General features: G+C 72.0%; 28 protein-coding genes and 1 pseudogene. 2 read left to right on the top strand and 27 right to left on the bottom strand.

Features of this window, described 5'->3' with window-relative positions; all coding sequences use genetic code 11:
* The 5 genes and pseudogenes from JF597_RS20515 to JF597_RS20495 all read right to left on the bottom strand — a co-directional run.
* A pseudogene (locus JF597_RS20515) lies at positions 1-120 on the bottom strand (LLM class flavin-dependent oxidoreductase); the annotation flags it as partial.
* Between the two features lie 60 nt (positions 121-180).
* Positions 181-837: a hypothetical protein gene (locus tag JF597_RS20510; protein ID WP_293996687.1), complete on the bottom strand. Its 657-nt coding sequence runs from the start codon at positions 835-837 to the stop codon at positions 181-183.
* Position 838: 1 nt separating this feature from the next.
* The gene (locus tag JF597_RS20505) at positions 839-1,465 is read right to left on the bottom strand and encodes a hypothetical protein (RefSeq protein WP_293996685.1); all 627 of its coding nucleotides are present in this window, start codon (positions 1,463-1,465) and stop codon (positions 839-841) included.
* Positions 1,462-2,736 (bottom strand): hypothetical protein, encoded by a 1,275-nt coding sequence (locus JF597_RS20500; RefSeq protein ID WP_293996684.1) that lies wholly within the window; start codon positions 2,734-2,736, stop codon positions 1,462-1,464. The genes JF597_RS20505 and JF597_RS20500 overlap by 4 nt, the downstream gene beginning before the upstream one ends.
* A complete protein-coding gene (locus tag JF597_RS20495) occupies positions 2,733-3,044 on the bottom strand; it encodes a hypothetical protein (protein ID WP_293996682.1) in 312 nt (103 codons plus the stop codon). The genes JF597_RS20500 and JF597_RS20495 overlap by 4 nt, the downstream gene beginning before the upstream one ends.
* Positions 3,045-3,274: 230 nt before the next feature.
* Here JF597_RS20495 and JF597_RS20490 point away from each other — a divergent pair, with 230 nt between their 5' ends.
* The gene (locus JF597_RS20490; RefSeq protein WP_293996680.1) at positions 3,275-3,640 is read left to right on the top strand and encodes a DUF192 domain-containing protein; all 366 of its coding nucleotides are present in this window, start codon (positions 3,275-3,277) and stop codon (positions 3,638-3,640) included.
* A 69-nt stretch (positions 3,641-3,709) separates the two neighbouring features.
* On the opposite strand, the gene JF597_RS20485 is transcribed toward JF597_RS20490, so the two are convergent.
* The 14 genes from JF597_RS20485 to JF597_RS20420 form a co-directional block, all read right to left on the bottom strand.
* Positions 3,710-4,339 carry an OmpA family protein gene (locus JF597_RS20485; RefSeq protein WP_293996678.1) on the bottom strand — a complete coding sequence of 210 codons (630 nt, stop codon included), beginning with the start codon at positions 4,337-4,339 and terminating at the stop codon, positions 3,710-3,712.
* A gap of 7 nt (positions 4,340-4,346) precedes the next feature.
* Positions 4,347-4,928, bottom strand: a complete 582-nt coding sequence (locus JF597_RS20480; protein WP_293996676.1) for a hypothetical protein — start codon at positions 4,926-4,928, stop codon at positions 4,347-4,349.
* 35 nt (positions 4,929-4,963) lie between these two features.
* Positions 4,964-5,545 (bottom strand): pilus assembly protein TadG-related protein, encoded by a 582-nt coding sequence (locus JF597_RS20475; RefSeq protein ID WP_293996674.1) that lies wholly within the window; start codon positions 5,543-5,545, stop codon positions 4,964-4,966.
* A complete protein-coding gene (locus JF597_RS20470) occupies positions 5,545-5,730 on the bottom strand; it encodes a hypothetical protein (RefSeq protein ID WP_093499360.1) in 186 nt (61 codons plus the stop codon). The genes JF597_RS20475 and JF597_RS20470 overlap by 1 nt, the downstream gene beginning before the upstream one ends.
* 107 nt (positions 5,731-5,837) lie before the next feature.
* A complete protein-coding gene (locus tag JF597_RS20465; protein ID WP_293996670.1) occupies positions 5,838-6,614 on the bottom strand; it encodes a response regulator transcription factor in 777 nt (258 codons plus the stop codon).
* Positions 6,611-7,759: a histidine kinase gene (locus tag JF597_RS20460; RefSeq protein WP_293996699.1), complete on the bottom strand. Its 1,149-nt coding sequence runs from the start codon at positions 7,757-7,759 to the stop codon at positions 6,611-6,613. Before JF597_RS20460 ends, JF597_RS20465 begins: the two co-directional genes overlap by 4 nt.
* Positions 7,760-7,957: 198 nt before the next feature.
* Positions 7,958-8,845: a DUF5936 domain-containing protein gene (locus JF597_RS20455; RefSeq protein WP_293996668.1), complete on the bottom strand. Its 888-nt coding sequence runs from the start codon at positions 8,843-8,845 to the stop codon at positions 7,958-7,960.
* Positions 8,846-8,864: 19 nt separating this feature from the next.
* Entirely contained in the window at positions 8,865-9,809 is a 945-nt protein-coding gene (locus JF597_RS20450) for a type II secretion system F family protein (RefSeq protein ID WP_293996666.1), read from the bottom strand.
* Positions 9,810-9,816: 7 nt separating this feature from the next.
* Positions 9,817-11,154, bottom strand: a complete 1,338-nt coding sequence (locus JF597_RS20445) for a CpaF family protein (RefSeq protein WP_293996664.1) — start codon at positions 11,152-11,154, stop codon at positions 9,817-9,819.
* An 18-nt stretch (positions 11,155-11,172) separates the two neighbouring features.
* The gene (locus tag JF597_RS20440; protein WP_293996662.1) at positions 11,173-11,517 is read right to left on the bottom strand and encodes a TadE/TadG family type IV pilus assembly protein; all 345 of its coding nucleotides are present in this window, start codon (positions 11,515-11,517) and stop codon (positions 11,173-11,175) included.
* 1 nt (position 11,518) lies between these two features.
* Positions 11,519-11,845, bottom strand: a complete 327-nt coding sequence (locus JF597_RS20435; protein WP_293996660.1) for a pilus assembly protein — start codon at positions 11,843-11,845, stop codon at positions 11,519-11,521.
* 251 nt (positions 11,846-12,096) lie between these two features.
* Positions 12,097-13,359 (bottom strand): P-loop NTPase, encoded by a 1,263-nt coding sequence (locus JF597_RS20430; RefSeq protein WP_293996658.1) that lies wholly within the window; start codon positions 13,357-13,359, stop codon positions 12,097-12,099.
* Positions 13,360-13,371: 12 nt separating this feature from the next.
* On the bottom strand, positions 13,372-14,076 hold the full coding sequence (cpaB, locus tag JF597_RS20425) for a Flp pilus assembly protein CpaB (RefSeq protein WP_293996656.1): 705 nt from the start codon (positions 14,074-14,076) through the stop codon (positions 13,372-13,374).
* An 85-nt stretch (positions 14,077-14,161) separates the two neighbouring features.
* A complete protein-coding gene (locus JF597_RS20420) occupies positions 14,162-14,989 on the bottom strand; it encodes a hypothetical protein (RefSeq protein ID WP_293996697.1) in 828 nt (275 codons plus the stop codon).
* Between the two features lie 314 nt (positions 14,990-15,303).
* Between JF597_RS20420 and JF597_RS20415 the strand changes: the two genes are divergently transcribed.
* The gene (locus JF597_RS20415; RefSeq protein ID WP_366916426.1) at positions 15,304-17,028 is read left to right on the top strand and encodes a glycoside hydrolase family 18 protein; all 1,725 of its coding nucleotides are present in this window, start codon (positions 15,304-15,306) and stop codon (positions 17,026-17,028) included.
* A 57-nt stretch (positions 17,029-17,085) separates the two neighbouring features.
* On the opposite strand, the gene JF597_RS20410 is transcribed toward JF597_RS20415, so the two are convergent.
* From JF597_RS20410 to JF597_RS20375, 8 genes are all read right to left on the bottom strand, one after another.
* Positions 17,086-17,568 (bottom strand): ATP-binding protein, encoded by a 483-nt coding sequence (locus JF597_RS20410; RefSeq protein WP_293996655.1) that lies wholly within the window; start codon positions 17,566-17,568, stop codon positions 17,086-17,088.
* A gap of 104 nt (positions 17,569-17,672) precedes the next feature.
* Complete coding sequence (locus tag JF597_RS20405) at positions 17,673-18,593, bottom strand: MEDS domain-containing protein (protein WP_293996653.1); 921 nt, start codon at positions 18,591-18,593, stop codon at positions 17,673-17,675.
* 15 nt (positions 18,594-18,608) lie between these two features.
* Positions 18,609-20,990 (bottom strand): LuxR C-terminal-related transcriptional regulator, encoded by a 2,382-nt coding sequence (locus JF597_RS20400; RefSeq protein WP_293996651.1) that lies wholly within the window; start codon positions 20,988-20,990, stop codon positions 18,609-18,611.
* Between the two features lie 281 nt (positions 20,991-21,271).
* A complete protein-coding gene (locus JF597_RS20395; RefSeq protein ID WP_293996649.1) occupies positions 21,272-21,925 on the bottom strand; it encodes a hypothetical protein in 654 nt (217 codons plus the stop codon).
* A 65-nt stretch (positions 21,926-21,990) separates the two neighbouring features.
* Positions 21,991-23,505 carry a gluconate:H+ symporter gene (locus tag JF597_RS20390; RefSeq protein ID WP_293996647.1) on the bottom strand — a complete coding sequence of 505 codons (1,515 nt, stop codon included), beginning with the start codon at positions 23,503-23,505 and terminating at the stop codon, positions 21,991-21,993.
* A 109-nt stretch (positions 23,506-23,614) separates the two neighbouring features.
* Entirely contained in the window at positions 23,615-24,025 is a 411-nt protein-coding gene (locus JF597_RS20385; RefSeq protein ID WP_293996645.1) for a RidA family protein, read from the bottom strand.
* Positions 24,022-24,789, bottom strand: coding sequence for an IclR family transcriptional regulator (locus JF597_RS20380; protein ID WP_293996643.1), 768 nt, complete (start codon positions 24,787-24,789; stop codon positions 24,022-24,024). Before JF597_RS20380 ends, JF597_RS20385 begins: the two co-directional genes overlap by 4 nt.
* Entirely contained in the window at positions 24,786-26,180 is a 1,395-nt protein-coding gene (locus tag JF597_RS20375) for a PfkB family carbohydrate kinase (protein ID WP_293996641.1), read from the bottom strand. The genes JF597_RS20380 and JF597_RS20375 overlap by 4 nt, the downstream gene beginning before the upstream one ends.
* Positions 26,181-26,243 lie beyond the last annotated feature (63 nt).

Genomic DNA, 26,243 nt, shown 5'->3' with positions numbered 1-26,243 from the left:
CCGAAAACAGTCCTCCCACAACCACAACTCCTCAAGCCCCACCCCCTCAGCAACCCGGACCACGTCCCGCAGCCGCTCGGGGGGTAGCTGGGGGCGGAAGACTGCGCCGAGTGATGTCATGGGGGAGGTATTACCCGGGACCGGGGCCGCGGCAACTCCTTCGGACACCGGGTCGGTCGTTCACCCGGTCGCCGAGGTCGGGTCCGGCAGTCGCACTCCGGCCCGGCGGGCGCGTTCGAGAGCAGCCGGACCTGCGCCACGGGGGTCGGCGACGCCCCGCTTGTCCGTCGGGCGCTGCCGGACCACATGGAAGCGACGGGGGCCGGGAGCCGCGATGACAGCGGCGAAGCGGGGGTCGCCGGCGAACCACACCTCCCTGATCTGCCTGGTCTTCTCGGTGCTGTAGCCACGCCCGAGACGTCGTCTCCACCACATGGACCGAACGTGCGCCTTCAGGATCATGGGCAGTTTCTCGTCCGGGCGTTCCGGGTTCGGGAAGCTCAACCAAACGTCGCCGGCGGTGGCTCCTGGAACCTTTCCGATCCCGTTTTCCGGTTCCTCGAACACCTCCCAGGGATAAGCGCGCAGCAGTCGGCGCGTATGGAAGGCCCAGGAGATGTACGACGGCTGGAGAAAGGCCCGGTAGAACGAGTAAAGCAGGGGAACGAAGAAGAGCCACAGCGTCCAGGACACCGACATGACGACATACCAGGCCAGCAGCCCCAGCCACGCGGCGGGCCACAGAATCTGGCCCAGGAACGCGCAGGTGGCCAGCTTGGCCCAGGCGCGGCGGGTCGCCGGATCGTCCCAGGCCGTGGGGTGGTGTGTGGGAGCCATGTCAGTCCTTGTCATCTACGTCGTCGGACATGTCACGAAGCGGGTCTTCGAAACTGACCGTGGCCGCGATGTCCCTGAGCAGATCGCGGTAAAGCCCGGCGTGCTCGATCGCCGTTGTGGCCAGTGAGAGGATCGCGATGCGCCGGCCGTCAAGGCTCGGAACGTATGCCGTGACCTGGAGGAGTCCGCTCGGAGCACCGAGCTCAAGCTCCGGCGGATCCTTCAGACGTGTCTGAACCAGCGAGGCCGGACCGCACGGCAGGTCCAGCGTTTCGATGTGCTCGGCTCCCACCGCACCGGCGGCCGCCCGGCCCGCGAGCACACTGCGCGGAGCCCAGTCGGTATCCCGCCGGGCGAGCGTGAAGAGAGACAGCAATGGTCCACCGTCTCCCTCGTCGTCCGCGTGCAGCCCGAGGCAACAGTGCACCGCGCCGGCTTCGAGAAGCAGTTGGGCCAGTCGGAGCACCGGTCCGAGACGGGTCAGCGGGCCGCCCGCCGGTGCCGCGTCACACGGTGACGCCGCCAATTCGTCGAGCGGAAAGGGCACGAATCCCGGGGGCAACGCGAACCAGATATCGGCGTCCTCGCTCCGGGCCGAGTCGTCGATCGTGTAGGCCGCCGTACTCATGACACTTCTCCCGCACCACGCAGCAAGAAGTGGAGCGCACCCGCTGTCGCCGGAACGTCGACACCCAGGGTTCTCGGTCCGTCGAGGAGGTTGGTGACCGTCTTGGCCCTGCCGTTGTCCAGAGCATCGGCGAGGCTGCTCGCCACGCCGTACACGGCCGTGCCGGCCCCCAGGATCGTCGCCGGCCTGTCGACCTTTTCGACGACCGGCGCCAACCGCCCACCGAACACGCGGGGATGAGACAGCAGGCTCACAGCCCCCTCGGCCGCCGCGGCCTCTGTCCGGATGGAGACGCCCACTGTCCTGATCGAGGCTCCCGCCCTCACTCCAGCCTTCGCGATCTTCTGCCCCAGGGTCAGCACTCCCTCGGTCTCGCCGACGGGTACTGCTATGGCTGCCAGCAGTTCGGGGGCCCTCATGGCCCCTTTGGCCACCGCCCCCAACCCCGGCAACATCCCCAGGAAGTCCCCCGCGACGCCCAGCAGGTTGCCCCAGAAGTCGACGTCGAGTTCGCCCTTGGTGAGGCCGTCCTCCAGTGATGACAGGACCTCGGGGTCGCTGATCCGGAGGCCGAAGGCCATTCCGCTCAGCAGGCCCGCCGCCAGGAACAGCATCCAGGGCGCGACGGCCGTGAGGCCAAGCAGCGCGATCACGCCCAGCACGGCGGCGCACGCGCTGAGGATGTCGGGGAGGTTGTCCCCCAGCCAGTCGGTGAACCTGTCCCACGCGTTCGGCTCGTGCGGCGCCAGCCTGCGCGTGGCGTCGCCGATGTGCCGGGCCCGCCGGCGCGCGGTCTCCTCGTGCTCACCGGCGAGGGAGCGGGCACGCTTCAGTACGTCGTCCAGGTCCCCCTGCGCCGCCGTGACCTTGTTGTTCGCGTGGTCCGGGGCCGAGTGGTCCTCGTCCGCGTGGCCCCGGGCCCGCTGCAACGCCTCGCGGGCGTCCTTGGCCTCACCGTCGAGCTTCTTCGCGCGCCGCTGGAACTCCTCCAGCTCCGTCCCCCAGAGATCCAGTTGCCTGGCCGCCTTCGCGACGGAGTGGGCGCCGTTCCTGAGGTTGAGCGGCAGCGGGCCGCCCTCCAGTTGCGCGCGGAAGGCGACGGCCGCGTCTCCCTCCCAGTAGCTGCCGTTCATCAGCTTCGTGACCTTGGAGTGCGCCTTCTCCATCTCCCTGGCGCAGCCGGACAGCTTGCGGTGGATGTCCCGCACCAGGTCTGTGCTGCCGGGCGCCGGATCGAAGCCGAGGTGGGGGTAAGGGCTCGCGGCGGTCACTTGCCCCCGCCTCTGCTCCGCGCCTTCTCCAGCGCCTTCTCCAGGGCCACGTCCACCTCGTGGAAGTCGTCCTTCGCCCGCTGCGTGATGTCCGTGAGCTCCCCGATCTGCCCAGCGATCTCCTTCGCCCCGTGGTGCCAGTCCTCCTGGAACCGGTCGCACGCCCTGTCCAGGTCTGCAGTACCGAGGCCGCTCACCCCCGGGTCGTGCAACACCTTCTGCAACGCCGTGAAGGACTGCTGCGCCTTCTTCAAGGTCTGGAAGAAGCTGTCCAGTTCGGTGCCGTCAATCTTCAGACGGTCAGCCATGTGCATCCCCCGCCGAAGAGAAGCTGCGGTCGGCCGGCAGCAGTGCGGCAGGGAGCCGGGCAGGGCGGTTCACCAGGGGACTCCAGGTGGGGCTAGAGGTCTCTTGCCCCGTCCAACGATCTCCACGGGCTGGGGTGACACTGTCCGGTCCGCAGGGGTGGGACCGGCCGCCCGGTTTGTGGGTACGGTCGGTGCGAGCACCTGTGCTGAAACCGTGGAAGGGGTGGGGTGTGGGGCGCTGGCGAGACGGCCGAGGGACGCTGGTCGTGCACGGGGACGGGGGCCGGGTGGCCTCCCTCCCGCTGGAGGTCGCCACGTCCTATCGCGCCCGCACCAAAGGGCTGCTGGGGCGTGACGAGCTTGACGGCGCGATCCTGCTCTCCCCCGCCAGCGGGATCCACACCTTCCGGATGCGGATGGCGATCGACGTCGCCTACCTGGACCGGCGGCTGAACGTCATCGCCGTGCGGACGATGCCGCCCGGTCGCCTCGGCCGGCCCCGGCTGCGGGCGCGGCATGTGCTGGAGGCGGAGGCGGGGGCGATGGCCGCGTGGGGGGTGCGGGCCGGGGCCCGGGTCACGGTCGAGGTGGCCTGAGGCTTGCCGCCCTGCTCCTTCGCCGCCCGGGTCCGCATCACGTATACGCCCCGCCGTATCCAGCGGCGCTCAGCTCTCCGTCCGCGGGAACGTCACCTCCACTCGGCGGTTCTTCTTTCGGCCCTCCTCCGTCGAGTTGTCCGCGATCGGGTACTGCTCGCCGTAGCCGCGGACGTCGAAGGTGATGTTCGGGTCGTTCAGGTCCTGGTCGAGGACGGCCTGTACGGCGTTGGCGCGCTGGCGGGAGAGGACGTCTCCGTGGGCCGAGGTGCCCAGGTTGTCGGTGAAGCCGAAGACGCGGACCTGGGTGGGGTTCTGCTTCCTGATCTCGTCGGCGATCGCCCCGATCCGCGCCTTCGCCGCCGCGCCGAGCTTCGCGCTGTCCTTGCTGAACAGCACCTCGGCCTGCAGGGCGAACGTCACGTCCGCGTTGGTGTCCTCACGCCGTTCGTCACCGCTCTGGTCCTCCACGACCGACTTGATGTCCAGGACCTTGGGCTCGGCGAGGGTGGCGCCCTCGGGGAGTTTCAGGTCGGGGTCGGTGGGGTCGATCTTCACGGGGGCGCTGGCGGAGGCCTCGGTGCCCGGGGGGACGCTCGGGTCGCCGCCGTCGGCACGGGCGGCCGTCGCGCCGTGGAGGTGCGCGGCGAGGAGGAGCGTCGCGGCGCCCAGGGTCAGGGGGAGGCGTGGAGTGGTCACTTCGGCCTCACCCGGAGATCTTGATGGTGCCGCTGGAGAAGGTGGGGAGTTGCAGGGTCACTTCGGTGGTGTCGGCCGGTGGGGCGGGGAACTGCATGAAGACGGGGATGGTCTGGCCGGCGTCCACATTGGTGATGCCGGTGCTGGTGAGCGGTCGGCCGTCCGTGTCACGGAGGACGTAGTAACGCTTCTTGCCCTTGGAGTCCACCAAGGTGGCGCCGCCGAGGGAGAAGCCGTGCCTGGTGATCTCCGTTTCGTCACCGCTGACCTGAGCGGGGATGACGACCGAGTTGGCACCGTCGTTCTTGATGTCCCCGTTGACGGTGACGAAGCCACCCGAGTCCCGCTGAGCGGAGGTGACCTGAAGGAGCAGACCGTCCGTTCCCTTGAGTTCGGCCAACGGCGTCTCGGACTGGCCTTCCTGGGCACTCGGGTTCGATCCGCCGCTCTTCGAGGCGGAGGCCGACGCCTGGGGCTTGTCCGCCTTGTCGCCACCCCCACCACCACAGCCGGTCGCCACGGCCAGACCGGCCGCGACCAGCAACGCGACCGTCCCCCTGCGAGCCATCGCAGTGAACCGAATGCTCATCGCACCGCTTCCTTCATCACTCGTCGATTCGCTTGTCAGTCGGCCAGATGGACGTCGAAGAGGTCCTCGGGGCCCGGAAGATGCGTGAGGTCGGCCGGGTCCAGAGTCCAGTTCCGGTCCTTGCAGGTGAGTTCGGGCAGTACGCCGCCCGCACCGGACAGCGTGAACGTGCAGAGCGGTTCGATCACGGCGGTGGCGTGCGCCGTCGACCTGATGTTCTCGGTGCCAGGAACGACGGAGTCGCCCACGGTCTTGTTCGTCTCGGCGTCGACCTTGTACCTCAGCGGCGGCTCGGACGTGCACTGAGCCGTCGCGTCGTTCTGCGACGCCAGTTGGGCGGCACGCCAGCAGGAGTCGGCGACGTCCACCTTGCCGTCGAAGATGTCCTGCCACTTGGTCGGGTCGAGTACGTCCTGCACCCACTGGTCCGCAAGCTCGTCACGCGTGTTCATGGCCGCGGCGAGCGCCGCCGCGTCGGCGGCCGTCTGGGCACCGTTCCGGTTCACCGCGGCCTGGCCGACCGCGAGGTACGCGAGCGCGAGAAAGAGCAGGCCTCCCACTACCGTGATGTAGATAGGGAAGGCCTGCCCCGAGTCGCCGTAACGACGGACACGCATCACGTGATCTTGTTGATCTCCGCAGTGATCTTGGTGAGGATCGTCTGGCCGATGCTGGTACCCGTGACCGCCAGCACGATCGCCACCACCACCGCGATGATCCCCAGGTACTCGACCGCGGTCTGGCCCCGGTCGTCGGCACGGCGCTGCATTGCGACAAGCATCCTCAGCATCAGGTTGCTCATGGTGCTCCCCTCCGGGTTCGGTTCCGATCCTGGCAGCGTAGGGCGGAACATACCCTTCGGCGGAGGGTCCCGGGACCCAAATCCGGACCCAGTTCAGCCGGTTCATCTCAGGCCACCCCCAGCCACTTGGCCGTCGCCTGGGCGCGAGTGGTGGTGTGGAGTTTGGCGAAAATGCGGTTGATGTGGTTCTTGACCGTCTTCTCGCTGATGAAGCAGGCGGCGGCGATCTGCTGGTTGGTCATGCCGGACGCGATGAGGTCCATGATCTCCGCCTCCCTGCCGCTGAGTTGGAACCGGGACTGGTAGGACTGTCCCATAGAGGGTTGCAGTTGCGAAAGGGTTTGGGCGGCAAATTCCGCTGGAGGTGGCGGCCGTTCGGATTTCGTGTGTGCAGGTGCGTTGCCCCTGATGTGCGCCAGCAACGCGTTCGTCGCCGTCGGCGTGAAGTGCGGGCGGCCCCGGCCCACGTCCCGTACCGCCTGGATCAGCTGCTGTGTCGTGAACTCGCCGTGCACCAGGTAGCCCCCGGCGCCCAGCCGGACCGCCTCCTGCACGAGCTCCGTCCCGTCGCTGTAGGTCAGCATCATGACCGGGGCCACGCGGACCAGGTGGGGCAGGGCCGCGAGGCCGTCCACGCCGGGCATGCGGACGTCCAGGAGGACGACGTCGGGGCGGTGGCTCAGGGCCGCCTCGTAGGCCGCGCGGCCGTCCTCGGCCTCCGCCACCACTGTGAGGTCGTCGGCCGTGGCGAGTACGGCCGTCAGGCCCGCGCGGATCACCGGGTTGTCGTCGGCCACCAGGACGCGCAGTGTCCTGGTCCCGTCGGTCCCGTCGGTCCCGTCGGTCCCGTCGGTCGGGTCGGTCGGGTCGGTCGGGTCGGTCATGGCAGTGGCACCTCCACACGCACCTCCGTGCCCTTGCCGGTGGTCAGTTGGATGCGGGCGCCCACCGCCGCCGCCCGTTCCGTCATGCCGAGCAGGCCGAAGTGGCCGGTGCGGCGCAGGTCTTCGAGGGACGTGTCCGCAGGCAGGCCCCGGCCGTCGTCGTGGATCGTCACCACCAGGTGGGTGGGGGTGGTGGCCGCCCGTACGTCGACTCTCGTCGCGTGTGCGTGGCGGTGCGCGTTCTCCAGGGCCTCCGCCGCGATGCCCAGCAGCTGACGGGCGGTGGGGGGCGGGAGCGGAACGGGGGCGGTGGGGCCGTCGTACTGCGCGGGGAGGGCCGTGCGGGCGGTGAAGCCGGTCGTCAGGGATTTCAGTTGGGACAGTACGTCGCCCTCCGGGCCGCCGCGCAGGTCCGTCAGGAGTTCGCGGGACTCCGCCGCGGCGCGGCGCGCCGCCCGTGCCAGCAGTTCCGCCTGCTGTCTGATCAGGGCCGGGTCCAGGCGGTCCGGGGGCACGGACGCGGACGCCGCGAGGCCGTCGGCGACCAGCGCCACGCCGTACAGCGTCTTGGTCACCGAGTCGTGCATCTCGCGGGCCAGCCGCGCGCGTTCGGCGTTCGCCGCCTCGGTGGCGGCCAGGCGGGCCCGGGTCTCGGTCAGGGCCTCGGTGGCGGTGCCGAAGCGGAGCATCAGGTTGCGCAGGGCCGAGCCCATCGCGCCGGTGATGACACAGAGGCCGGGGAGGAGGAGGGACTCGGCCAGTACGGGGTGGTGCCTCAGCGTTTCCTGCACCACGAGGAGGATCAGCGACTGGAGGGACGCGAAGACCGCGGCGCCGCGCCAGCTGTAGAGGAGGCCGGCGAGCAGCGGGGTGCAGACGCTGACGTACGCGAGGGTGGTGTCGGGGCCCGCCGAGAAGAGGAGGAAGGAGCCGAAGAGGGTGTCGACCGCCAGGAGGGTGGGGTGGCGCAGGAGGAGGGGGCCGAAGCGCTGCCAGTCCCGGAAGAGGACGTACGACACCATGAACGTGACGACCACGGCCGAGCCGACCAGGCGGGCGCCCAGGCCGGGGCTGGCGTTGAGGAGGGCGGCGGGGGTCGCCACGGCGATCATCGCCAGGCGGAGGCCGAAGACCTGCCGGCACATCGCCTGGAGGGCGCGGACCTCGACCTTGAGGCCGTCCGCAGCGGTGGCGCCGGCCACGCGCACGGTGCCGGCGCCGTCGGCTCCCGACGCGCCGTCGGCTCCGGCGGTGCCGTCCACTCCGACGGCGCGGGGCGCGGTCATCTCGCCGCCCTCGCCGTCCTCGCCGTCCTCGCTGGTCGCCACGGTCGTCACCTCCGCCTACTTCCCCGTGACCGACCCGAAGTCGACCCCGGAGCCGAGCAGCAGGCCCGCGGCCAGCAGCAGCATCGTCGCCGGGACCATGAAGGTCGTGATCATCAGCGTGGCCCTCGGTACCGCCCGGGCCGCCTTGCGGCGGGCGTTCTGGGCGTCGGTGCGGCGCATGTCCTTGGCCAGCGCGACCAGGGTGTCGACGATCGGGGCGCCCAGTTCCTCGCCCTGCTGGAGTGCCGTCACGAACATCGCCACCTGTTCGGAGTCGTTGCGGCGGCGGAGTTCCGCGAAGGCCTGGCGGCGGCTCATGCCGAGGTCCATCTGGCGGAGGGTGATGCGGAGTTCGTCGGCCCAGGGGCCCTCGTAGTGCGTGGCCACCCGGTCGAGGGCCTGGCGGAAGCCGAGGCCGGCGCCGACCACCACCGCGAGGACGTCGAGGAAGTCCGGGAGGGTGCGTTCGATTACGTCCTTGCGCAGGCGGATCGCCGACCAGATGCCGACCTCCGTCCAGAACGCGCCGAAGAGCAGGAGCAGGACGGCGACCAGCCACTGGCCACGCAGGAGGAAGACCAGGAAGCCGGTGCCACCCAGGGCCCCGTAGACGGCGCGGCGGGCCGCGTAGCGGTCGATGGTCAGGCCGCCGGGGTTGCCGGCCAGGTCGATCCTGCGGCGGTACCTGGCCACCTGGCGCGGGCCCATCAGGCGCAGCACGGCGGGCGCGTACCGCATGCCCATGCGGTCGATGAGGGAGTTGGCGGCGCCGGTGCGGGTGGCGCCCACCTCCAGCGCGATCGCCAGGTCGGAGGGGAGCTTCGCGTCAGCGCGGTACATGCGGACGCCCGCGAAGACGCCGTAGACGGCGAGGGCCATGAGGAGTGCCAGGAGGAGTGCCATGTGACATACCACCTCTTCCCTATACGTCGATGCGGCTCAGGCGCCGGATGAGGACGAACCCGATGACGTACAGCCCGAAGGCGATGACCACGGCCGCCTGGCCGAGGCCGGTGCCCGTCATGCGTGCCAGGGTGCCGTCCTTGACCCCGTTCATCAGGAACAGGGCGCCGACGCCGAGGACCGGAACGGCGTACGACGTCATCGTCACCTGGGAGAGCTGGGTGCGGATCTCCCGGCGGGTCTCCTTGCGCTCCTCCAGGGTCTCGGTGAGGTTGCGCAGCGCGGAGACGACCTGGCCGCCGGCCCGGTTGGCGAGGACGAGCGTGGTGACGAGGACGACCAGTTCGCGGGACGGGAGCCGGTCGGCCAGTTCGCCGAGCGCGTCGTCCATGGCGTGGCCGATCGCCAACTGGTCGGCCACCTTGGCCAGTTCCTCGCCGGCCGGGGCCTCCAACTCCTCCGCCGCCATACCGATCGCGGTGCGCAGGGCGAGGCCGGCGTGGGTGGCGTTGGCCAGGATGCGGGCCAGTTCGGGGAGTTGGCCGATGAACCGCTCGATGCGTTTCTGCCGTTGCCAGTTGAGGAACTGGACGGCGGCGAAGACGCCGAGCAGGCCGGCGATGGGGCCGAAGAAGGGGGCGAGCGCGGCCTGGCCGATGAGCCAGAGGGCCACGACGGCGGCGAGCATGTAGACGAGGAACTCGCCGGGCGTCACGTCCAGGCCCGTGGCCGCCAGCCGGAGTTCCAGGCGGCGGCCGACCGAGGTGCCGCGCAGGCGGCGGTCCAGGTTGCGGAACCGGCGCCGGCGCCCGCCGGGCGGGGCCTGGCCGGTGTAGGAGAGACGGTCCACCAGGGCGGCGCGCTGGGCCCGGCCGGAGGCGTACGCGTGCAGGCCCACCACGGCCAGGAGACAGGCCAGCAGGGTGACGCCGGTGGTGAGGGTGACGAGGTCGTGGAGGGACATGGGCCGCCTACCGGGCTTCTCGGGTGGTGAGCTGGTCGAAGTGCTGGGCCACGCCGAAGGCCTGCGGGATCGGCTGGCTCGCCATGTAGAGGCGGTCGGCGGTGCGGCGCGGCAGCGGGAAGTACTGGAAGGCGCCGTGGACATGGCCGTCGTGGGTCATCGGCTGGGCGTCGAAGCGGGCGACCGTCGCCAGCCGGTACGGCTCGCTGCCGTGGCTGTCCAGCATCGCGATCTCGGTGATCCGGCGGGCGCCGTCCGCGAACCGGGTGAGCTGGACGAGGACCTCGACCGCGCTGTTGATCTGGTCGTGCAGGGCGACGAAGGGGACCTCGACGTCCGACATGGAGGCCAGGGTCTGGAGCCGGGTCAGCGCGTCCTCCGCGCTGTTGGCGTGGACGGTGGCCAGCGAGCCGTCGTGGCCGGTGGACATGGCCTGGAGCATGTCCAAGGCCTCACCGCCGCGGACCTCACCGACCACGATCCGGTCGGGGCGCATCCGCAGCGAGTTGCGGACCAGGTCGCGGATGGTGACCTCGCCCTTGCCCTCGACGTTCGCCGGGCGGGACTCCAGGCGGACCACGTGGCTCTGCTGGAGCTGGAGTTCGGCGGAGTCCTCGATGGTGATGATGCGTTCGTGGGCCGGGATCAGGCCGGACAGGGCGTTGAGCAGGGTGGTCTTCCCGGTGCCGGTGGCGCCGGAGACGATGATGTTGAACTTCGCCTGCACCAGGCCCGCCAGCAGGAACACCATGTGTTCGTCGAGCGAGCCGAAGCCGATCAGCTCCTGGAGGGTGAAGGAGCGCGGGAAGCGGCGGATGGTGAGGGTGGGTCCGGTCAGGGAGAGCGGCGGGATGATGACGTTGACGCGTTCGCCGGAGGGGAGGCGGGCGTCGACCATCGGGTTCGACTCGTCGACGCGGCGGTTGACCGTGGAGACGATGCGTTCGATGGTCTGCATCAGCTGGTCGGCCGAGACGAAGCGGAGCGGCAACTGCTCCACGCGGCCGCCGCGTTCGACGAAGATCGCGTCGGGGCCGTTCACCATGATCTCCGTGATCGACGCGTCCTCGAGGAGCGGTTCCAGGATGCCGAGGCCGAGGGCCTCGTCGACGACGCGGCGGATCAGCTGGGAGCGCTCGACGGTCGACAGGACCGGGCCCTCGCGGCTGATGATGTGGCCGAGGACGCGTTCGAGGCGGGCCCGGCGCTCGGCGGCGGCCAGCGCGCTCATCTCCGCGAGGTCGATCTCCTCCAGGAGCTTGGCCCGGTACGAGGAGACCAGGTGGCCGTCCTCGCCCCGGCTGCCGTGCTCCTCGGGGGAGTTGATGCGTGCCCGCAGGCTCATGGTTGCCGTGCTCCTCGTTCAGTGGTCGACGGGCATCGTGGCGGACTTGGTGGCGTTGCCGAGGTCCCAGACGATCTTCGGGATGTGGACCGTGGCGGTGACGGTGACCGAGTCGCCGCCGCCGGAGGTCGCGCAGCTCACGTCGATCCCGCTGCTGACCGCGGAGGAGCAGGCGGCGCCGACGTCCTGGTGCAGCGAGGCCGCGCGGGCCCCCGCCCGCGCCGCCGTCCCGGCCTGCTCGGCGGCGTAGGCGACGGCGCCGAGCTGGATGCCGGCCAGGCCGACGATCAGGAGGATCGGGAGGAAGCCGAGGTACTCGACCGCGACCTGGCCGCGGTCGCGGTGCTGCCGACGGGGCTGCATCTCAGTTCTTCACCTCCTCCACGGTGCCGGCGTGGCCGTGGACGGTGACGGGGAAGTCGATCGAGCCGGGGAAGAGGACCGGGACGCGCAGGGAGACGTCCGCGGTCACCGTGCCGGTGCCGCCGCACTCCACCTTGGCCCCCTCCCGCCAGGCGTCGGAGAGGTCCTCCAGCGCGGCGCGCTCGCAGACACCGGAGCGTTCCCCCCGGGGGACGGCCGTGCCCGCCCGTACGCCCTCGTCGGCAGCGTTCCCCGCGAGGGTGAAGGCGTACCCCACGAGGACGGCCTGCCACATGAGGACCAGGGTGAGGATGATGACCGGGGTCATGCCGAGGAGCTCGATGGAGACCTGGCCGCGGTCGCGGGCCGGGGCACCGGGTCGCTGGTCGGGTGCGGCCCGGTGGGGGTCGTTCGCGCGGTTCCCCGCGCCCCTGAAAGCAGGGAGCCACCGTGAGCGCCCCTTCAGGGGCGTGGGGGACTGCGCGGCCCGCCCCCACGCACCCGCACCCGGCCGACGGCCCACCGCACCCGCACCCGCACCCGCACCCGCACCCGCACCCGCACCCGACCCACGGCCACTCATGGAAGTTCCCTCCGCCGCCGGAACCCCACCGCCGCCCGCTCGCCGCCCCGTGCCCGTCCGGCGGCCCGGCGTGGTGGCGTGCCCTCTGCCGTGCGCACGAGGCCCAGCTCCCCCGCCAGCCCCCACAGCGCCTGCTTCACCGTGCTCCGCGCGTCCAGCTCGTGCATCCGCCCCGCGTCCACCGCGCCCTGGAGTTCCTTGAAGTTGGCGGGGATCGGGGTCCCCGCCAGGGCGGTCCCGGTGATGCGGGCGATCAGCGCCGGCTGGATCTCCGTGGCGCGCGTGTACCGGTTGACCACCACCGTCGTCTCCTCGGCCTTGCGGATCTGCAGCCGGTCCCACATCCGTACCGTGCGCTTGGCCGCGCGGACGGCGACCACGTCCGGCGTGGTGACCAGCAGGGCCAGGTCGGCGGTCTCCACGGCCGCCGCGCCCGCGCCGCCGAGCTGGGCGCCGCAGTCGACGACCACCACCTCGTAGCGGGAGCGCAGGGCGCTGAGGATCTGGCGGGCGGCGCGGTCGGTGACCTCCTCGCCGCGTTCGCCCTCGGCCGGCGCCAGCAGCAGCGCCAGCCCGGAGTCGTGGCGGAAGACGGCCTCGGCCATGACCCGCGGGGAGATGTCGCCCACCGCGGCGAGGTCGGCGACCGAGCGCCGGAACTGGACGTCCAGGTAGGAGGCGACGTCCCCGGTCTGGAGGTCGAGGTCGACGAGGGCGGTGGAGTGGCCGGAGGCCTGTGCGGCGAGGGCGATCTGGACCGCGACGAGGGTCGCGCCGGTGCCGCCCTTGGCGCCGCTGACGGTGACGACGGTGCCGCCGACGCCGGCGTAGACGTCGGCGCCGTGGCCGAGGTGGCGGCGTACGCCCGTGGACCACTGGGCGACGGCCTGGACCCGGCCGGCCAGCTCCTCGTAGCTCAGCGGAAGGCCGACCAGGCCGCGGGCGCCGGAGTCCATGGCGGCGGCGAACAGGCCGGGGCTGGTGTCGGTGGTGACCAGGACGACGCCCACGGCGGGGAAGCGCAGGGCGACCTCGCGGATCAGTTCGAGGGCCGGGACGGGGCCGATGCGTTCGTGGACGACGACGACCTCGGGGAGTTCGTCGACGGACTCCGCGGCGGACCGGGCGAGGGTGTCGACCAGTCCGGTGGAGTCGACGACAGGGGGCAGCGGTTCGGCGTCCGGGAGCTGGCTGAGCAGGGAGACCAGGGAGCGGACGGCGTCCGCGTCACCGACGGCGGGGAGGATCCTGATGGGCATGGAAGGCGCCTCTCACTTGTCCGTCGCGAGTTCGTAGGTGCGGTCCTTGTCCGGCACGGTGGTCGTCGTACCGGGCGCGACCAGGGCGAGCCGGACCCGCTGGGCGAAGGACTCCGCGTAGGTGAGGCGCTGGGCGTCGAGCGTGGACAGCGCGAAGGTGATGGGGACGGCGTCGGTGGGCTGCTGGTTCCTGTTGTCGGGGTCCACGTAGCTGAGCTGGGCTCCGACGTCCAGGACCCGGGCGTTGGTCACGATGATCTTCGACTCGTCGGGGTCGCTCTGCTGCTTGCCCTCGAAGGTGGCGTAGACGTTGACCCGCGAGCCCGGGGTGATCTTGCCGGCCACCCCGGTGGCCGCGTCGATCATGATGGCGACCTCCTGCTCGCCCGGCTTCAGCTCGGGCTGGTCGACGATCATGTCGGTCTGGAGCAGCGAGCCCTTCTTCAGCGTGGTGACCGCGATCTTGTTCTGGATCTGGCTGAGGCTGGTGACCGCGTTGGCGGAGAGCCACCGCTTGGGCAGCGAGACCTTCCTGAACTGGTTCGGGCTCAGCGTGGTGTACGGCGTGACGTCGGACCGGAGTTCGTACGCGGTGACCTTGGGGCCGACCTCGGACTTCGCGTCGTCGATGACCGAGAGCACGCCGGCGAACGCGGCGAGCGCGCAGATCACCGACAGGATCAGGAGTATCACGCCGCGGCGCTGACGGGAGTTCATGGACCGTGCGACCTCATCGGGGAAGCGGGGGAAGTGGGGGAAGCGAGGGAGCCGAGCGGTGGGTGGTGCGGGGCGGCCCGGGGTGTCAGGCGGGCGTCCGCTGTTCCAGCGCGCGGGGCGCCGGCGGGTCGTAGTCGGGCGGGGTGGCGGAGCAGAAGACGCAGCGGTCGCCGATGACGTCGATGCCGCACCAGTGGCAGCTGGTCTGCCGTACGGAGGTGACCAGTTGGTAGAGGACCGACAGGTCGGCGAGGTAGCTGGTGAACTCGATCAGCCGGCCGGTGCCCCACCACACGGACGACTCGGCGGGCAGCGGGGTCTCGCGCAGGCCGTGCGCGCCCCAGGCCTTGGCGAGGCCGCCGATCCAGTCGGACTGGAGCTGGCCCCTGGCGACCAGCATCCAGGTGCTGAACTCGGGGCCGCTCAGCACGGCTTCGGGGGTGATCCGGACCAGTTGCGGCTCGGGGTGGGCGACGACGCCGAAGTGGGCTCCGGGCATCCAGGACTTGGCGTGCGCTCTGAGGCCGACCGGGACGCGGTCCAGCTTGGCGACGGAGCCGAGGACGGCGCCGGAGTGGATGTAGTGGGTGAGCAGCCGGCCGGCCGACGCGAGCACGCCGGGGCTGAGGTCGCAGGAGGCCAGCTGCCGCAACTGCCGGGCCAGGACGGCGATGCCGAGCGGTGGCAGGTCGGGGCGGAACAGCGCGATCCGGTCGCTCTCCAGGAGGGAGCGCAGGGTGTGCAGCCGCCGGACCACGGCCTCCGGCACGGCGTCCGAGTACACGACGACCACGTGTCCGTACTGCTCGAGGAGGGTCACGAACTCGGCGAGGGTGTGGTCGAGGGGCCGCTGGTCGAGGTCCCGGAGGACGACCGCGGGCATGGTCCGCTCGTCCTGGACGGGCAGCGCCATGTCGGCACTGGTCACGGCAATGGCAGTTGGCACGCGCAGCTCCCCGCTCTTCACACCCGGCGGCCCACCGGTGTTACTCCAATGAGCCGGGACGACTTCATTGCGTGACTTCCTCAGCACTGTAACCACGCGTCTGTGACCGGAGAACAGCGTTTGTGCAGCTGTCTGGGATCCGTGACCACACAAGTGACGCCAAATCGGGACAGGTTGTGCATATGACCGGGGCTCGTTCGGCCCCACGGAGGTCCGCGCAAAGCTTTGAATTTGGTCTGGACCTATTGACACGTGAATTGGTCTGGACCACCTTGTTTGTCATGCCCAGACTCATCCCCCGGTTCGTGTCCCGGCATGCCGGACAGCGACGCATCCGCACCTGGTCGGCCGTGGCCACCCTCGCCACGGCACTCGCGATGGCGGGCCTGGCCTCCGCGCCGGCCTCCGCCGCCGACGTCAACAACGTGAAGAACCCCGGCTTCGAGTCGGGCCTCGCCAACTGGACCTGCTCCGCGGGCAGCGGGACGACGGTCTCCTCCCCCGTGCACTCCGGCGCAGCCGCGCTGAAGGCGACCCCCGCCGGGCAGGACTACGCCCAGTGCAGCCAGACGGTGGCGGTGAAGGCCAACTCGACCTACACGCTGAGCGCGTGGGTGCAGGGCTCCTACACGTACCTCGGGGTGACCGGCACCGGCACCACGGACGTGTCGACCTGGACCCCGAACACGTCCTGGACGCAGCTGTCGACGACCTTCACCACCGGTGCCTCGACCACCTCGGTGACGGTCTGGACGCACGGCTGGTACGGCCAGCCCGCCTACTACGCCGACGACGTCTCGGTCTACGGCCCCGACGGCGGGGGCGGCTCCGACCCGGCCCCGACCGTCCCGGCGACCCCGGCCGGCCTCGCGGTCTCCGGTACGACGTCGTCCTCCGCGTCGCTGTCCTGGGGCGCGGTGTCGGGCGCGACCGGCTACAACGTCTACCAGAACGGCACCAAGGTCTCGGCGGTCACCGGCGCGTCGGCGACGATCACCGGGCTCGCGGCCTCCACGTCGTACTCCTTCCAGGTCACCGCGACCAACTCGGCGGGTGAGTCGGCGAAGTCGTCGGCGGTGACGGCGACCACGACCGCGTCCGGCGGCAGCGGCGGCGGCTCGCTGCCCAAGCACGCGGTGACGGGCTACTGGCAGAACTTCAACAACGGCGCCACCGTGCAGAAGATCTCGGACGTGCCGTCGTCCTACGACATCATCGCCGTCGCCTTCGCGGACGCGACCAGCACGCCGGGCGCGGTGAGCTTCACCCTCGACTCCGCCGGGCTCGGCGGGTACACGGTCGACCAGTTCAAGGCCGACATCAAGGCCAAGCAGGCGGCCGGCAAGAAGGTCGTCATCTCGATCGGCGGCCAGAACGGCACCATCTCGGTGAGCGACTCGGCGTCCGCGACGAACTTCGCCAACTCCGTCTATTCACTGATGCAGACGTACGGCTTCGACGGCGTCGACATCGACCTGGAGAACGGCATCAACGCCACCTACATGACCCAGGCGCTGCGCTCGCTGTCGTCGAAGGCGGGCTCCTCGCTGATCATCACGATGGCCCCGCAGACGATCGACATGCAGTCGACGTCCAACGCCTACTTCCAGACGGCCCTGAACGTCAAGGACATCCTGACGGTCGTCAACATGCAGTACTACAACAGCGGTTCGATGCTCGGCTGCGACGGCAAGGTGTACAGCCAGGGCTCGGTGGACTTCCTGACCGCGCTCGCCTGCATCCAGCTCCAGGGCGGTCTGTCGCCGTCCCAGGTGGGCCTCGGCCTGCCGGCGTCGACCAGCGCGGCGGGCAGCGGCTACGTCTCGCCGACCGTGGTCAACAACGCGCTGGACTGCCTGACGAAGCTCACCAACTGCGGTTCCTTCAAGCCGTCGACGGCGTACCCCGGCCTGCGGGGCGCGATGACCTGGTCGACGAACTGGGACGCGGCGGCCGGGAACGCGTGGTCGTCCTCGGTGGGCGCCCACGTGCACGCACTGCCGTAGCAACAGGCGATGGACTCCGGCGGCCGGGCAGGCCGCCGGAGTCCGGGCTGTGGGGTGCTACGGCTGCCGCCGACCGCAGCCGTCGCACCCGCAGGTGCCGAGCTCGAACCACACGGTCTTGCCCGGCCCGTCCTGGTGGCAGCCCCAGCGCCGGGCAAGCGCATCCACCAGGTACATCCCCCTGCCGCCCTCCGCGAGGCCCGCCTCCAGCACCCGCGGCGGGCGGCGGTCCTCGTCGGCGACCTCGCAGCGCAGCACCCCGTGCGAGGCCTCCAGGGTGAGCCGGAACCGGGTCGCCGCGTGACACAGGGCGTTCGCGGCCAGCTCCCCGACCAGCAGCTCGCAGACGTAGGCCACCTCGTCCTGCTCCGCGAGCCCCCACTCCTCCAGCTGCCGCCGCACCGCCGCGCGCGCCTCGCCGGCCGCCGTGGGCCGGGGGTCGTACTCGACGCTCAGATGACCGGCCCGGGTCGGCGGCTGCGGGTACGCGGCGTACAGAGGGTCGGGATCCGGGAACCGGCTCCCGGCGGGCAGCAGCATGCCTCCCAGCCTGCCCGGGCCCGTCTTTCCGCACACGGGGAGGAATACCTGATCCCGTACCCGCGTATGGGCCACCACGGGGCTGCGCGCGTACGGCGTCTCGCTCACGCGTACTGGACGCGGATCTTCGCCCCGTCCCCCGGCATCCCGTCCCGGACATCGACGTACGCGCACACCTGGCGCGTGAACCACAGCCCCTGCCCCGGCTCCGGCTCCCCGCCGGGCGGTGGCACGAAGCCGGCCAGCGGGTCCCCCACCGCCCGGCACAGCCGCAGCTCGCAGACGCAGGCCGGGGCCTCGCCCCAGGCGAGGATCTCCACCACCGGCCCGTGCGCGGCCGCCGCCGCCCCGACGGCCCGGCCGAACAGCCCCGCGTCCACGGCCGGGAGCCCGCGCCCGGCCGCCCAGGACCGGACCGCCTCCGGCGCCGGCAGCCGGGCCGCGGACAGCGGCGGCGGGGGCAGCGGTACGGCGTCCAGCTCGCGCACCAGGACCGGCGGCTGCTCGTACACCCCCGAGCCCGGGTGGGCCCTGCGGGCCGCGTCGACGACGGCCGGGCCCGCCGTGCGGGTGTCGTACGCGCACAGGGCGGTGGTGGCGAAGGGGGCGAACAGGAGGTTGGCGAGGGACTCGTAGCGGATCCACTCGGTGCTCTCCCGCACCGAACGGCCCGCGCGCCCCGCCCAGTCGGGCTCCATGAGGAGGTGGACCCGGCCGCCGGGCCCGGCTTTCGCGGCCAGGTAACCGGCGCCCTGGGCCACGGCGTTGGCGGCCGTGCCGGTGTACCAGTCGGTGTGGTCGATGAAGCCGACGTCCCGGGCGTCGCTGCCGAGCGCGTCGCGCAGGGCGGCCAGCAGGCCGGGGGCGGCGATGGCGACGGGCGGGGGCTCGTCGGGGGCGGCGAGGCCCTCGGCGAGGAAGGGCAGGGCGGCGGCGACGAAGCCGTCGTCCGAGCCGAACACGGCCATCCGGTGGTCGAACTGCCCGTGGGCGGCGGCGGTGCGCGCACCCGTACTGGTACTCATCGGGTCTCCTGTGCGTCAGCGCCGGGCGGTCACCCAGGCGGCGATCTGGCTGCGGTTGCTGAAGCCGAGCTTGCCGAGGATGCGTTCCACATGGCCCTCGGCGGTGCGGCGGGCGATGACCAGCCGGTCGGCGATCTGCTGGTTGCCGAGCCCCTCGGCGACGAGCTCGGCGACCTGGGTCTCACGGCGGGTGAGCCGGACCGGTGCGGTCCGCAACTCGGGCTGCCGCGGCGGCGGTTGCGGCGGCTCGTCGAGGGCGTACGCCACGGCCTCCGGGAGGGCGAACGCCCCGCCCCGGGCGTACGCCCGCTCGTACGCGCCCTGGCCCAGGGCCGCGCGGGCGTGGGTCTCGCAGGCGCGGCGGGCCGAGTTGAGGGCGGTGGAGCCCCAGCGGTCGCGGTCGATGTCGGACCAGACGCGGTCGGCGCCGCCGAGCAGGACGGCGGTGCGCTCGGCGGCGCCGAGGCCGTCGGCGATCCTCGCCATCAGATCGAGGGTGAGCCCGATGCCGATGACGTCGTGGACGTCGCGCTTGCGGCGCAGCGCCTCGCGGGCGCGGGGCTCGGCGCCGCGCCAGTCGGCGCGGACCGTGTAGGCGAGGGCGAGGACGCGCAGGACGTAGGAGCGGACCCAGTCCTCGCCGTGCGCCTCGCACAGGCCGAGGGCCCGCTCGCAGACGGCGGCGGCCCGGTCGGCGTGGCCCAGCAGGGCGTACGCGCAGGCCAGTTCGACCAGGTCCAGGCCGTGCAGGCTGAGGTGCTGGCCGGGTACCGGGCCGCGGGCGACGGTGGTCTCGTAGTGGGCGCGGGCGGCGCCCAGGTCGTCGGCGAAGAGCTGGACGACACCGATGACGTAGTCGGCGTGCGCGGCCTCCGCCTGGTCGCCCAGCCGCTCGGCGAGGGCGCGGGCCTCACGGGCGCGGCGCAGGCCCCGCGTGAGGTCCTCGGGGCTGCCGGCGAGCAGGGCGGAGACCCAGAGGGCGCGGGCGCGGCCGGCGGTGGGGGCGGGGTTGGCGTCGAGGGCGCGGTCGAGCCAGTAGCGGCCCTCGCGCGGGGCGCCGCAGGCGTGCCAGTAGAACCAGAGGGTGCCGGCGAGCCGCAGCCCGGCACCCGCCTCGCCGGCGGTGGTGAGGCTGAAGTCGAGGGCGGCGCGAAGGTTGTCCCGGTCGGCACGGAGCCGGGCGACGATCTCCCGCTGTCCCGGCCCGAACCAGGCGGCTTCGCAGGCGCCGGCGTGCCGCTGGACGTGGTCGCGGTGCCGGCGCCGGATGGCGGCCTCCGCACCGGGCCGCTCCCTGAGCCGTTCGAGGCCGTAGTGGCGGAGGGTGTCGAGGAGCCGGTAGCGGGCCCCGCCGCCGTCCGGGGTCTCCTCCCGGACGAGCACGGACTTGTCGAGGAGCCCGGCGACGGCTTCGAGGATGTCGGGCGACTGCGGTTCCTGAGCGGCGGGGGCGGAGACCTGGTCGGCGGGGGCGGAGACCTGGTCGGCGGCCGCGGGTTCGTGGCACACCGCCTCGGCCGTCTCCAGGTCGAAGCCGCCGGCCAGCACCGACAGCCGGGCCCACGCCGACTGCTCGCGCGGGGTGCAGAGTTCATGGCTCCAGTCGACGGCCGCGCGGAGCGTCCGGTGGCGGGGCAGGGCCGCCGGGCTGCCTGCGGTGAGGAGGCGGTAGCGGTCGTCCAGGCGGGCGAGGAGCTGGTCGAGGCCGAGGACGCGCATCCGGACGGCGGCGAGTTCGATGGCGAGCGGGAGCCCGTCGAGACGGCGGCACAGGCGGGCCACGGCGGCGCGGTTGTCTGGGGTGAGCCGGAAGCCGGGGAGTACGGCGGCGGCGCGGTCGGCGAAGAGGGCGAGGGCCGGATGCGACTCGGCGGCGGAGAGGTCGCCGTCCGGGTCGGGGACCGGCAACGGCCGTACCTCCATGAGGTGTTCCTCGGTGAGGCCGAGGCGGTGCCGGCTGGTGGCGAGGATGCGGACGCCGGTGGTGCCGCGCAGCAGGGCCGCGGCGAGGCCGGCGCAGGCGGCGAGCAGGTGCTCGCAGTTGTCGACGACGAGGAGCAGGCGGCGGTCGCGCAGCCGCTCCACCAGCGTGTCCAGGGGCGGCCGGTCGGAGTGGTCGTGCAGGCCGAGGGCGTCGGCGGCGGCCAGCGGGACGAGTGCCGGGTCGTGCAGACCGGCGAGGGCGACGTAGCGGACGCCGTCGGGGAAGGCGCGTTCGACGCGGGCCGCGACATGGGCGGCGAGCCGGGTCTTGCCGACCCCGCCGGGGCCGGTGAACGTGACGAGGCGGGCCCTGGCCAACAGCTCACGGCCAGCGGCCTGTTCGTCTCTCCGGTCGACGAAGCTGGTCGTCTCGACCGGCAGCTGGCAGCCCCCGCGCGGCGCCGATCCGCCCATGATCAGCCAGCCCTCCTCCAGACCGTCCGACCACGTTCTCCCGGCGGACCGGAAGAACGCACACGGACGTCACGCGGGCGGATGCACTTCGGCGGGGGCCGCTTGCGGCGGCGGGTACGCGCGTACACTGCGCGGCCGGTCCACACGGCAGGCATACACGGCCGTACGTGCGGCCTCCCCTGCGCACGCCGTTGCCGGAGCCGGACGCGGGACACCGCACCGGCTCCGGCCGTGGGGCAGCCACCAGGGCCGGAGCGGCTCAGGTCACGGGCCGAAGGGGACTACTCCTTGTCGAGGACCTTGTCCCCCGCCGTGTCCTTGTCCTGGTCCCCGGCCTCGTCCCCGGCCTTGTCCTCGGCTTCGGTGTCGTCCGCGTCTGCCGCGCCGTCGTCGAAGTACGCGTCGAGGACCGCGTCCAGCTGCTCCTCCCACTCCTTGAAGCGGGAGCGGGACGTCGCCTCGATCTCGATGGGGTACCAGCGGCGCTCCGGCGTGTGGACGGTGATCGTGAACCGCTTGCCGAAACGCGGCGCCTCGGTCTCGATCGCACCGATCTCGTCCCAGCGGAACTCGCACTTCTCCTCGTCGAGGCTGAGGCGCACGCCCTCGTGGTCGGCCACTATCCGGGCGCGCCGGTCGGCGGCCTCGAAGGAGGGGCCCTCGGAGGTCTCCGTGTCGTCCGCGTCGTCCGCGTCGGCGTCAGCGGCGTCGTCCGCGCCGGACTCGTCCGCCGTCACCTCGGCATCGGCCGCGGCCACGGGTTCCGGCGCCGCTGCCGCCTCGGTCTCCTCCGGCCGGGCGTCCTCCGCCGTCGCGTCCTGCGCCTTCGCGTCCGCGGGCTCGGCGGACGCGGGTGAGGTGAGCCCGGGGATGAAGGCCGGGTCGAATCCGGCGCCCTCCAGGGGCTGGCTGTTGGCTCCTATGCGCTGCTCCACAGCGGGCAGTATGGTCCAAGAACCTGTGCCGGACACAGCCAGCCCCGGACTTCGTTATCAGACGCCTACACGAAGACGCTGAGCACGCCCGCCACCGCGAACCCCGCCACCGACAGCACCGTCTCCAGCACGGTCCAGGTCTTCAGGGTGTCCCGCTCGCTGATGCCGAAGTACTTGGCGACCATCCAGAATCCGCCGTCGTTGACGTGCGAGGCGAAGATGGAGCCGGCCGAGACGGCCATGATGACGAGGGCGACGAAGGCCTGGGAGTGGTGACCCTCGGTCAGGAGCGGGGCGACGATGCCGGCCGTCGTCACGATCGCCACCGTCGCCGAGCCCTGGGCGACGCGCAGGACCACCGAGATCAGGTACGCCAGGACGATCACCGGGAGGCCGACGCCGTTGAAGGTGTCGGAGAGGGCCTGGGCGACGCCGCTCGCCTTCAGTACGGCGCCGAAGATCCCGCCCGCGCCGACCACCAGCAGGATGTTGCCGACCGGCTTGAGGGAGGCGGTCGACACGGTCTCCAGGGACTTGCGGGACCAGCCGCGCCGGATGCCGAGCAGGTAGTAGGCGAGGACCAGGGCGATGGTGAGGGCGACCATCGGCGTGCCGAAGAACTCCAGCACCGAGCGGCCGGTGGAGGGGTCCAGGGCGATGGAGGAGAAGGTGGCGGCGAGGATGAGGACGAGCGGCGTACCGATGATGGCGAGCACCGTGCCCAGCGGCACCGGCTTCTCCTGGGGCGCCACTCCGGCCGCGCGCTGCTCGGCCACCACCGCCTCCCTGGCCTCCTCGGCCGCCTCGACCATGTCCTGCGGTACGGCGACGAAGATCCGCCTGCCGATCCACGCCGCGTACGCCCATGCGGCCAGCACCGCCGGGATGCCGCAGACCACGCCCATCAGGATGACCCAGCCGAGCTGGACGTGCAGCAGTGCGGCGGCGGCCACCGGGCCGGGGTGCGGCGGCAGGAAGGCATGGGTCATGGAGAGGCCGGCGAGGAGGGGGAGGCAGTACAGGAGGATCGACTTGCCGGTGGGGGTCCCCCCGGGACGGAGCTTGTCGGAGTCCTGGGGGAGTTTGGCCGCCGCGTAGACGAGGGGGGCCAGGACGAAGATGCCGACGTCGAAGAAGACGGGGATGCCGAAGATCAGGCCGGTCAGGCCCATGGCGAGCGGGGCCCGCCGCTCCCCGAAGAGGTTGAGCAGACGGGTCGCCAGGACCTCGGCGCCGCCGCTGACTTCGAGGATCGCGCCGAGCATGGTGCCGAGGCCGATGATGATCGCGACGTGGCCGAGGATGCCGCCCATGCCGGACTCGACGGTGGAGACGGCGTCCGAGCGCTGGACGGTGCCGAAGAGTTCGGTGACCGAGAGACCGGCGAGCAGGCCGACGGCTATGGAGACGGCGAGGAGGGCCACGAAGGGCTGGAGCCGCGCCTTGATGATGAGGAAGAGGAGCAGGGCGATGCCGATGGCGGCGACGGTGAGGAGGCCGGCGGTGCCGTCGAGGAGGAGGAGCAGGCCGCCGGTGTGGGGCGGGGTGGCCGGAGCGGACGCCGCTAGGGGGAAGGGCATGGGGGGTCCTCTGGGTGAGTACACGGTGCTTTCGGGCAGGGGGGATCGCGGCACGGCACCCGGTGCGGGTGCCATGCCGTGCAGCACGTGCGGGAGTTGACGGAACCCGTCAGCCGAGTACGGCGAGGGCGTCGATCTCGATGAGCAGGCCCGCGGGGAGGCCGACGTAGACCGTCGTACGGGCGGCGGGCGGGGCGGTGAGGCCCTGCTCCTCGAAGTAGCTGTTGTAGATGCCGTTCATCTCGGCGAAGTGGTCCACGTCCGTCAGATAGACGCGGATCATCATGACGTCGTCCCAGGAGGCGCCGCCCTCCTCCAGGATCGCCTTGACGTTGGCGAGGGTCTGGAGGGTCTGCTCGCGCAGGGTCGGGCCGGCCGGGGTCGGAGGCCTGCCCTCCTCCGCCGGCAGGAAGCCGACCTGGCCGGCGACCTGGAGGATGTTGCCCTTGCGGACGCCGTGCGAGAACTTCGCGGGCGGGGTGGTGTGGGTCGTGGGGGTGAGCGCGATCTTCTCGGTCATCTGGTGCCGGCTTCCTTGATCGGTGTTCTGCCTGAGTACTCGCCGCTGATCGCGTCCGCCGTACGGCGCACCTGCGGGAGCAGGGTGAGGAGTTCGTCGGCGGTGACGACGACGTTGGGCGCGGAGACCGACATCGCGGCGACGACGCGCCCGTCGGCGCCGCGGATGGGGGCCGCGACGCAGTTGATGGACTCCTCGTGGCCGCCGAGGTCGGTGGCCCAGCCCTGTTCGCGCACCTTGGCCAGTTCCCTGAGGAACGCCTCGGCGTGGGGCGTCGAACGGGCCGTGTACATGGGGTAGTCGAGCTTGTCGGCGAGGGCCCGCCGCTCGGGTTCGGGCAGGTCGGCGAGGAGCAGTTTGGCGACGGCGGCGACGGTGATGGCCACGGGCTTGCCGATCCGCGAGTACATGCGCACCGGGTAGCGGCTCTCGACCTTGTCGATGTAGAGGACCTCGCCCTCCTCGAGGACGGCGAGGTGCACGGTATGGCCGCAGGCCGTGTTGAGGCGGGCCAGGTGGGGGTGGGCGATCTCGCGGACGTCGAGGTTCTCCATCGCCTCCTGGGCGAGGGCGAAGAGACGGGCGCCGAGGCGGTAGCGCTGGTCGGACTGGCGGTAGACGAGCCCGTGTCCGTGGAGGGTGCGCAGCAGCCGCAGTGCGGTGGACTTGTGCACACCGAGGCGGTCGGCGACCTGGCCGAGGTCGGCGGGGCCCTCGGCGAGCAGCGGCAGGATGCTGAGCGCTCGGTCGACGGTCTGGCTCATGGGGTGCGTACCTCCTCTTCGGCCGCGTCGGCTTCGGTCCAGCCGGGGCCGAGTCGAAGTCTCTCCCACGCGCCGGTGTCCAGGGCGGTCAGCCGGTCGGTGGTGTCGCGGCCGGGGGGCGGGGCGAGGTCGGCGGGGGTGGTGAGCGCGGCGGCGGCGAAGAGGTGGCCGAGCCTGAGCATCTGCCCGACCGGGAGGCCGCGGAGGACGCCGGAGAGAAACCCGGCGGCAAAGGCGTCACCGGCACCGACGGTCGCCACGACGTCGACAGCGGGAGCGGGTTCGAAAGTTCCGGCGGGCCGGGGGGTGGGGACGCTTACCGGCGCTGCCAGGGTGCCGCTGCGCCCACCCGTGCCGCCCCAGCGGCACGACTGCCCGCAGCTGAGTGAGCCCGCCGGACTGGGTGCGTCCGCCGGGCTGAGTGCGTCCACCGCGCTGGGGGCGTCCACCGCGCTGGGGGCGTTGGCCGGGCCGAGTGCGTCCACCGCGCTGGTTGCGTTGGCCGGGCTGAGTGCGTCCACCGCGCTGGATGCGCCCACCGCGCTGGATGCGTCGTCCGGGCGAGGGGAGTCGGGCGCTGTTGTGCGAGACGCGGCTGAGGAGCGCCCCGTAAGGGGCGCGGGGAACTGCGCGACCAGCCCCCACCGGGCTGCGGCCGAAACGAAAGCCGTCGCCCCCGCTGCTGCCTGCTTCACGACCAGCACCTCCGGCTCCGGCAGCAGCTCCCGGATCGCCGTCGGTCCCCCCGTCACCCCCCACGCCTGCTCCGCCTCGTCCTCGCCGACGAACACCAGGTCCGCGCGCCGGGCAAGGTCGAGCAGCACCCCGGCGCCCGCGGACCCAGCCCACAGCCCCGCCCGGTAGTTCACGTCGAACGACACCACCGGGCGGCCTCCCCCGGCGGAAGCCGTCAGCTCGCGCAGCAGCTCCAGGCAGCCCTCCGACAACGCGGCCGTGATCCCCGACAGGTGCAGGATCCGGCCCGCGCGCACCGCCGCCAGGTCCACCGTCGCCGCCGACATCGCGGACGCCGCCGACCCCGCCCGGTAGTAGGCCACCTCGTGCGCATCCGTCGCCCGGTCCCCGGCCGTACGGAAGTACACGCCCGTCGGACGCGCGGGATCGCGCCCGACGGACGAGACGTCGACGCCGTGTGCCCCGATCGTCTCGACCAGGTGGTCGCCGAACCCGTCCGCCCCGACCCGGCTGACCCACCGCACGGTGTGCCCGGCGGCGGCCAGCGCGCAGGCCACGTTGGACTCCGCGCCGCCGATGGCGCGGTCGAAGGACGGTACGTCAGCGAGGCGCCCCGGCCGGGTGGGCAGGAACGTCACCATGGACTCGCCGAGCGCGACGACGTCCACGGCGTCAACGGCGCCGGTGGCCTTCACGATGGTGGTGGCTCCTCGTCGTCGGGGAAGGGGGCGCTGCGGGCTCCATTGACCCGGCGTTGG

This window comes from Streptomyces sp., assembly GCF_019510245.1.
Lineage (GTDB): Bacteria > Actinomycetota > Actinomycetes > Streptomycetales > Streptomycetaceae > Streptomyces.
Note: the sequence above shows the minus strand (reverse complement) of the source record. Positions and strands in the feature narration are given on the sequence as shown.

Bases quoted from the DNA above. Each gene is read 5' to 3' on its own strand.
- JF597_RS20405 (WP_293996653.1), bottom strand. From the start codon at position 18,593: ATGAGTACCAGTACGGGTGCGCGCACCGCCGCCGCCCACGGGCAGTTC.
- JF597_RS20445 (WP_293996664.1), bottom strand. From the start codon at position 11,154: ATGAGCCTGCGGGCACGCATCAACTCCCCCGAGGAGCACGGCAGCCGG.
- JF597_RS20435 (WP_293996660.1), bottom strand. From the start codon at position 11,845: ATGACCCCGGTCATCATCCTCACCCTGGTCCTCATGTGGCAGGCCGTC.
- JF597_RS20385 (WP_293996645.1), bottom strand. From the start codon at position 24,025: ATGACCGAGAAGATCGCGCTCACCCCCACGACCCACACCACCCCGCCC.
- JF597_RS20475 (WP_293996674.1), bottom strand. From the start codon at position 5,545: ATGCGTGTCCGTCGTTACGGCGACTCGGGGCAGGCCTTCCCTATCTAC.
- JF597_RS20505 (WP_293996685.1), bottom strand. From the start codon at position 1,465: ATGAGTACGGCGGCCTACACGATCGACGACTCGGCCCGGAGCGAGGAC.
- JF597_RS20465 (WP_293996670.1), bottom strand. From the start codon at position 6,614: ATGACCGACCCGACCGACCCGACCGACCCGACCGACGGGACCGACGGG.
- JF597_RS20430 (WP_293996658.1), bottom strand. From the start codon at position 13,359: ATGCCCATCAGGATCCTCCCCGCCGTCGGTGACGCGGACGCCGTCCGC.
- JF597_RS20400 (WP_293996651.1), bottom strand. From the start codon at position 20,990: ATGGGCGGATCGGCGCCGCGCGGGGGCTGCCAGCTGCCGGTCGAGACG.
- JF597_RS20450 (WP_293996666.1), bottom strand. From the start codon at position 9,809: ATGTCCCTCCACGACCTCGTCACCCTCACCACCGGCGTCACCCTGCTG.
- JF597_RS20420 (WP_293996697.1), bottom strand. From the start codon at position 14,989: ATGGCGCTGCCCGTCCAGGACGAGCGGACCATGCCCGCGGTCGTCCTC.
- JF597_RS20460 (WP_293996699.1), bottom strand. From the start codon at position 7,759: ATGTGCCGGCAGGTCTTCGGCCTCCGCCTGGCGATGATCGCCGTGGCG.
- JF597_RS20510 (WP_293996687.1), bottom strand. From the start codon at position 837: ATGGCTCCCACACACCACCCCACGGCCTGGGACGATCCGGCGACCCGC.
- JF597_RS20390 (WP_293996647.1), bottom strand. From the start codon at position 23,505: ATGCCCTTCCCCCTAGCGGCGTCCGCTCCGGCCACCCCGCCCCACACC.
- JF597_RS20470 (WP_093499360.1), bottom strand. From the start codon at position 5,730: ATGAGCAACCTGATGCTGAGGATGCTTGTCGCAATGCAGCGCCGTGCC.
- JF597_RS20380 (WP_293996643.1), bottom strand. From the start codon at position 24,789: ATGAGCCAGACCGTCGACCGAGCGCTCAGCATCCTGCCGCTGCTCGCC.
- JF597_RS20495 (WP_293996682.1), bottom strand. From the start codon at position 3,044: ATGGCTGACCGTCTGAAGATTGACGGCACCGAACTGGACAGCTTCTTC.
- JF597_RS20415 (WP_366916426.1), top strand. From the start codon at position 15,304: ATGCCCAGACTCATCCCCCGGTTCGTGTCCCGGCATGCCGGACAGCGA.
- cpaB (WP_293996656.1), bottom strand. From the start codon at position 14,076: ATGAACTCCCGTCAGCGCCGCGGCGTGATACTCCTGATCCTGTCGGTG.
- JF597_RS20480 (WP_293996676.1), bottom strand. From the start codon at position 4,928: ATGAGCATTCGGTTCACTGCGATGGCTCGCAGGGGGACGGTCGCGTTG.
- JF597_RS20410 (WP_293996655.1), bottom strand. From the start codon at position 17,568: ATGCTGCTGCCCGCCGGGAGCCGGTTCCCGGATCCCGACCCTCTGTAC.
- JF597_RS20440 (WP_293996662.1), bottom strand. From the start codon at position 11,517: ATGCAGCCCCGTCGGCAGCACCGCGACCGCGGCCAGGTCGCGGTCGAG.
- JF597_RS20455 (WP_293996668.1), bottom strand. From the start codon at position 8,845: ATGGCACTCCTCCTGGCACTCCTCATGGCCCTCGCCGTCTACGGCGTC.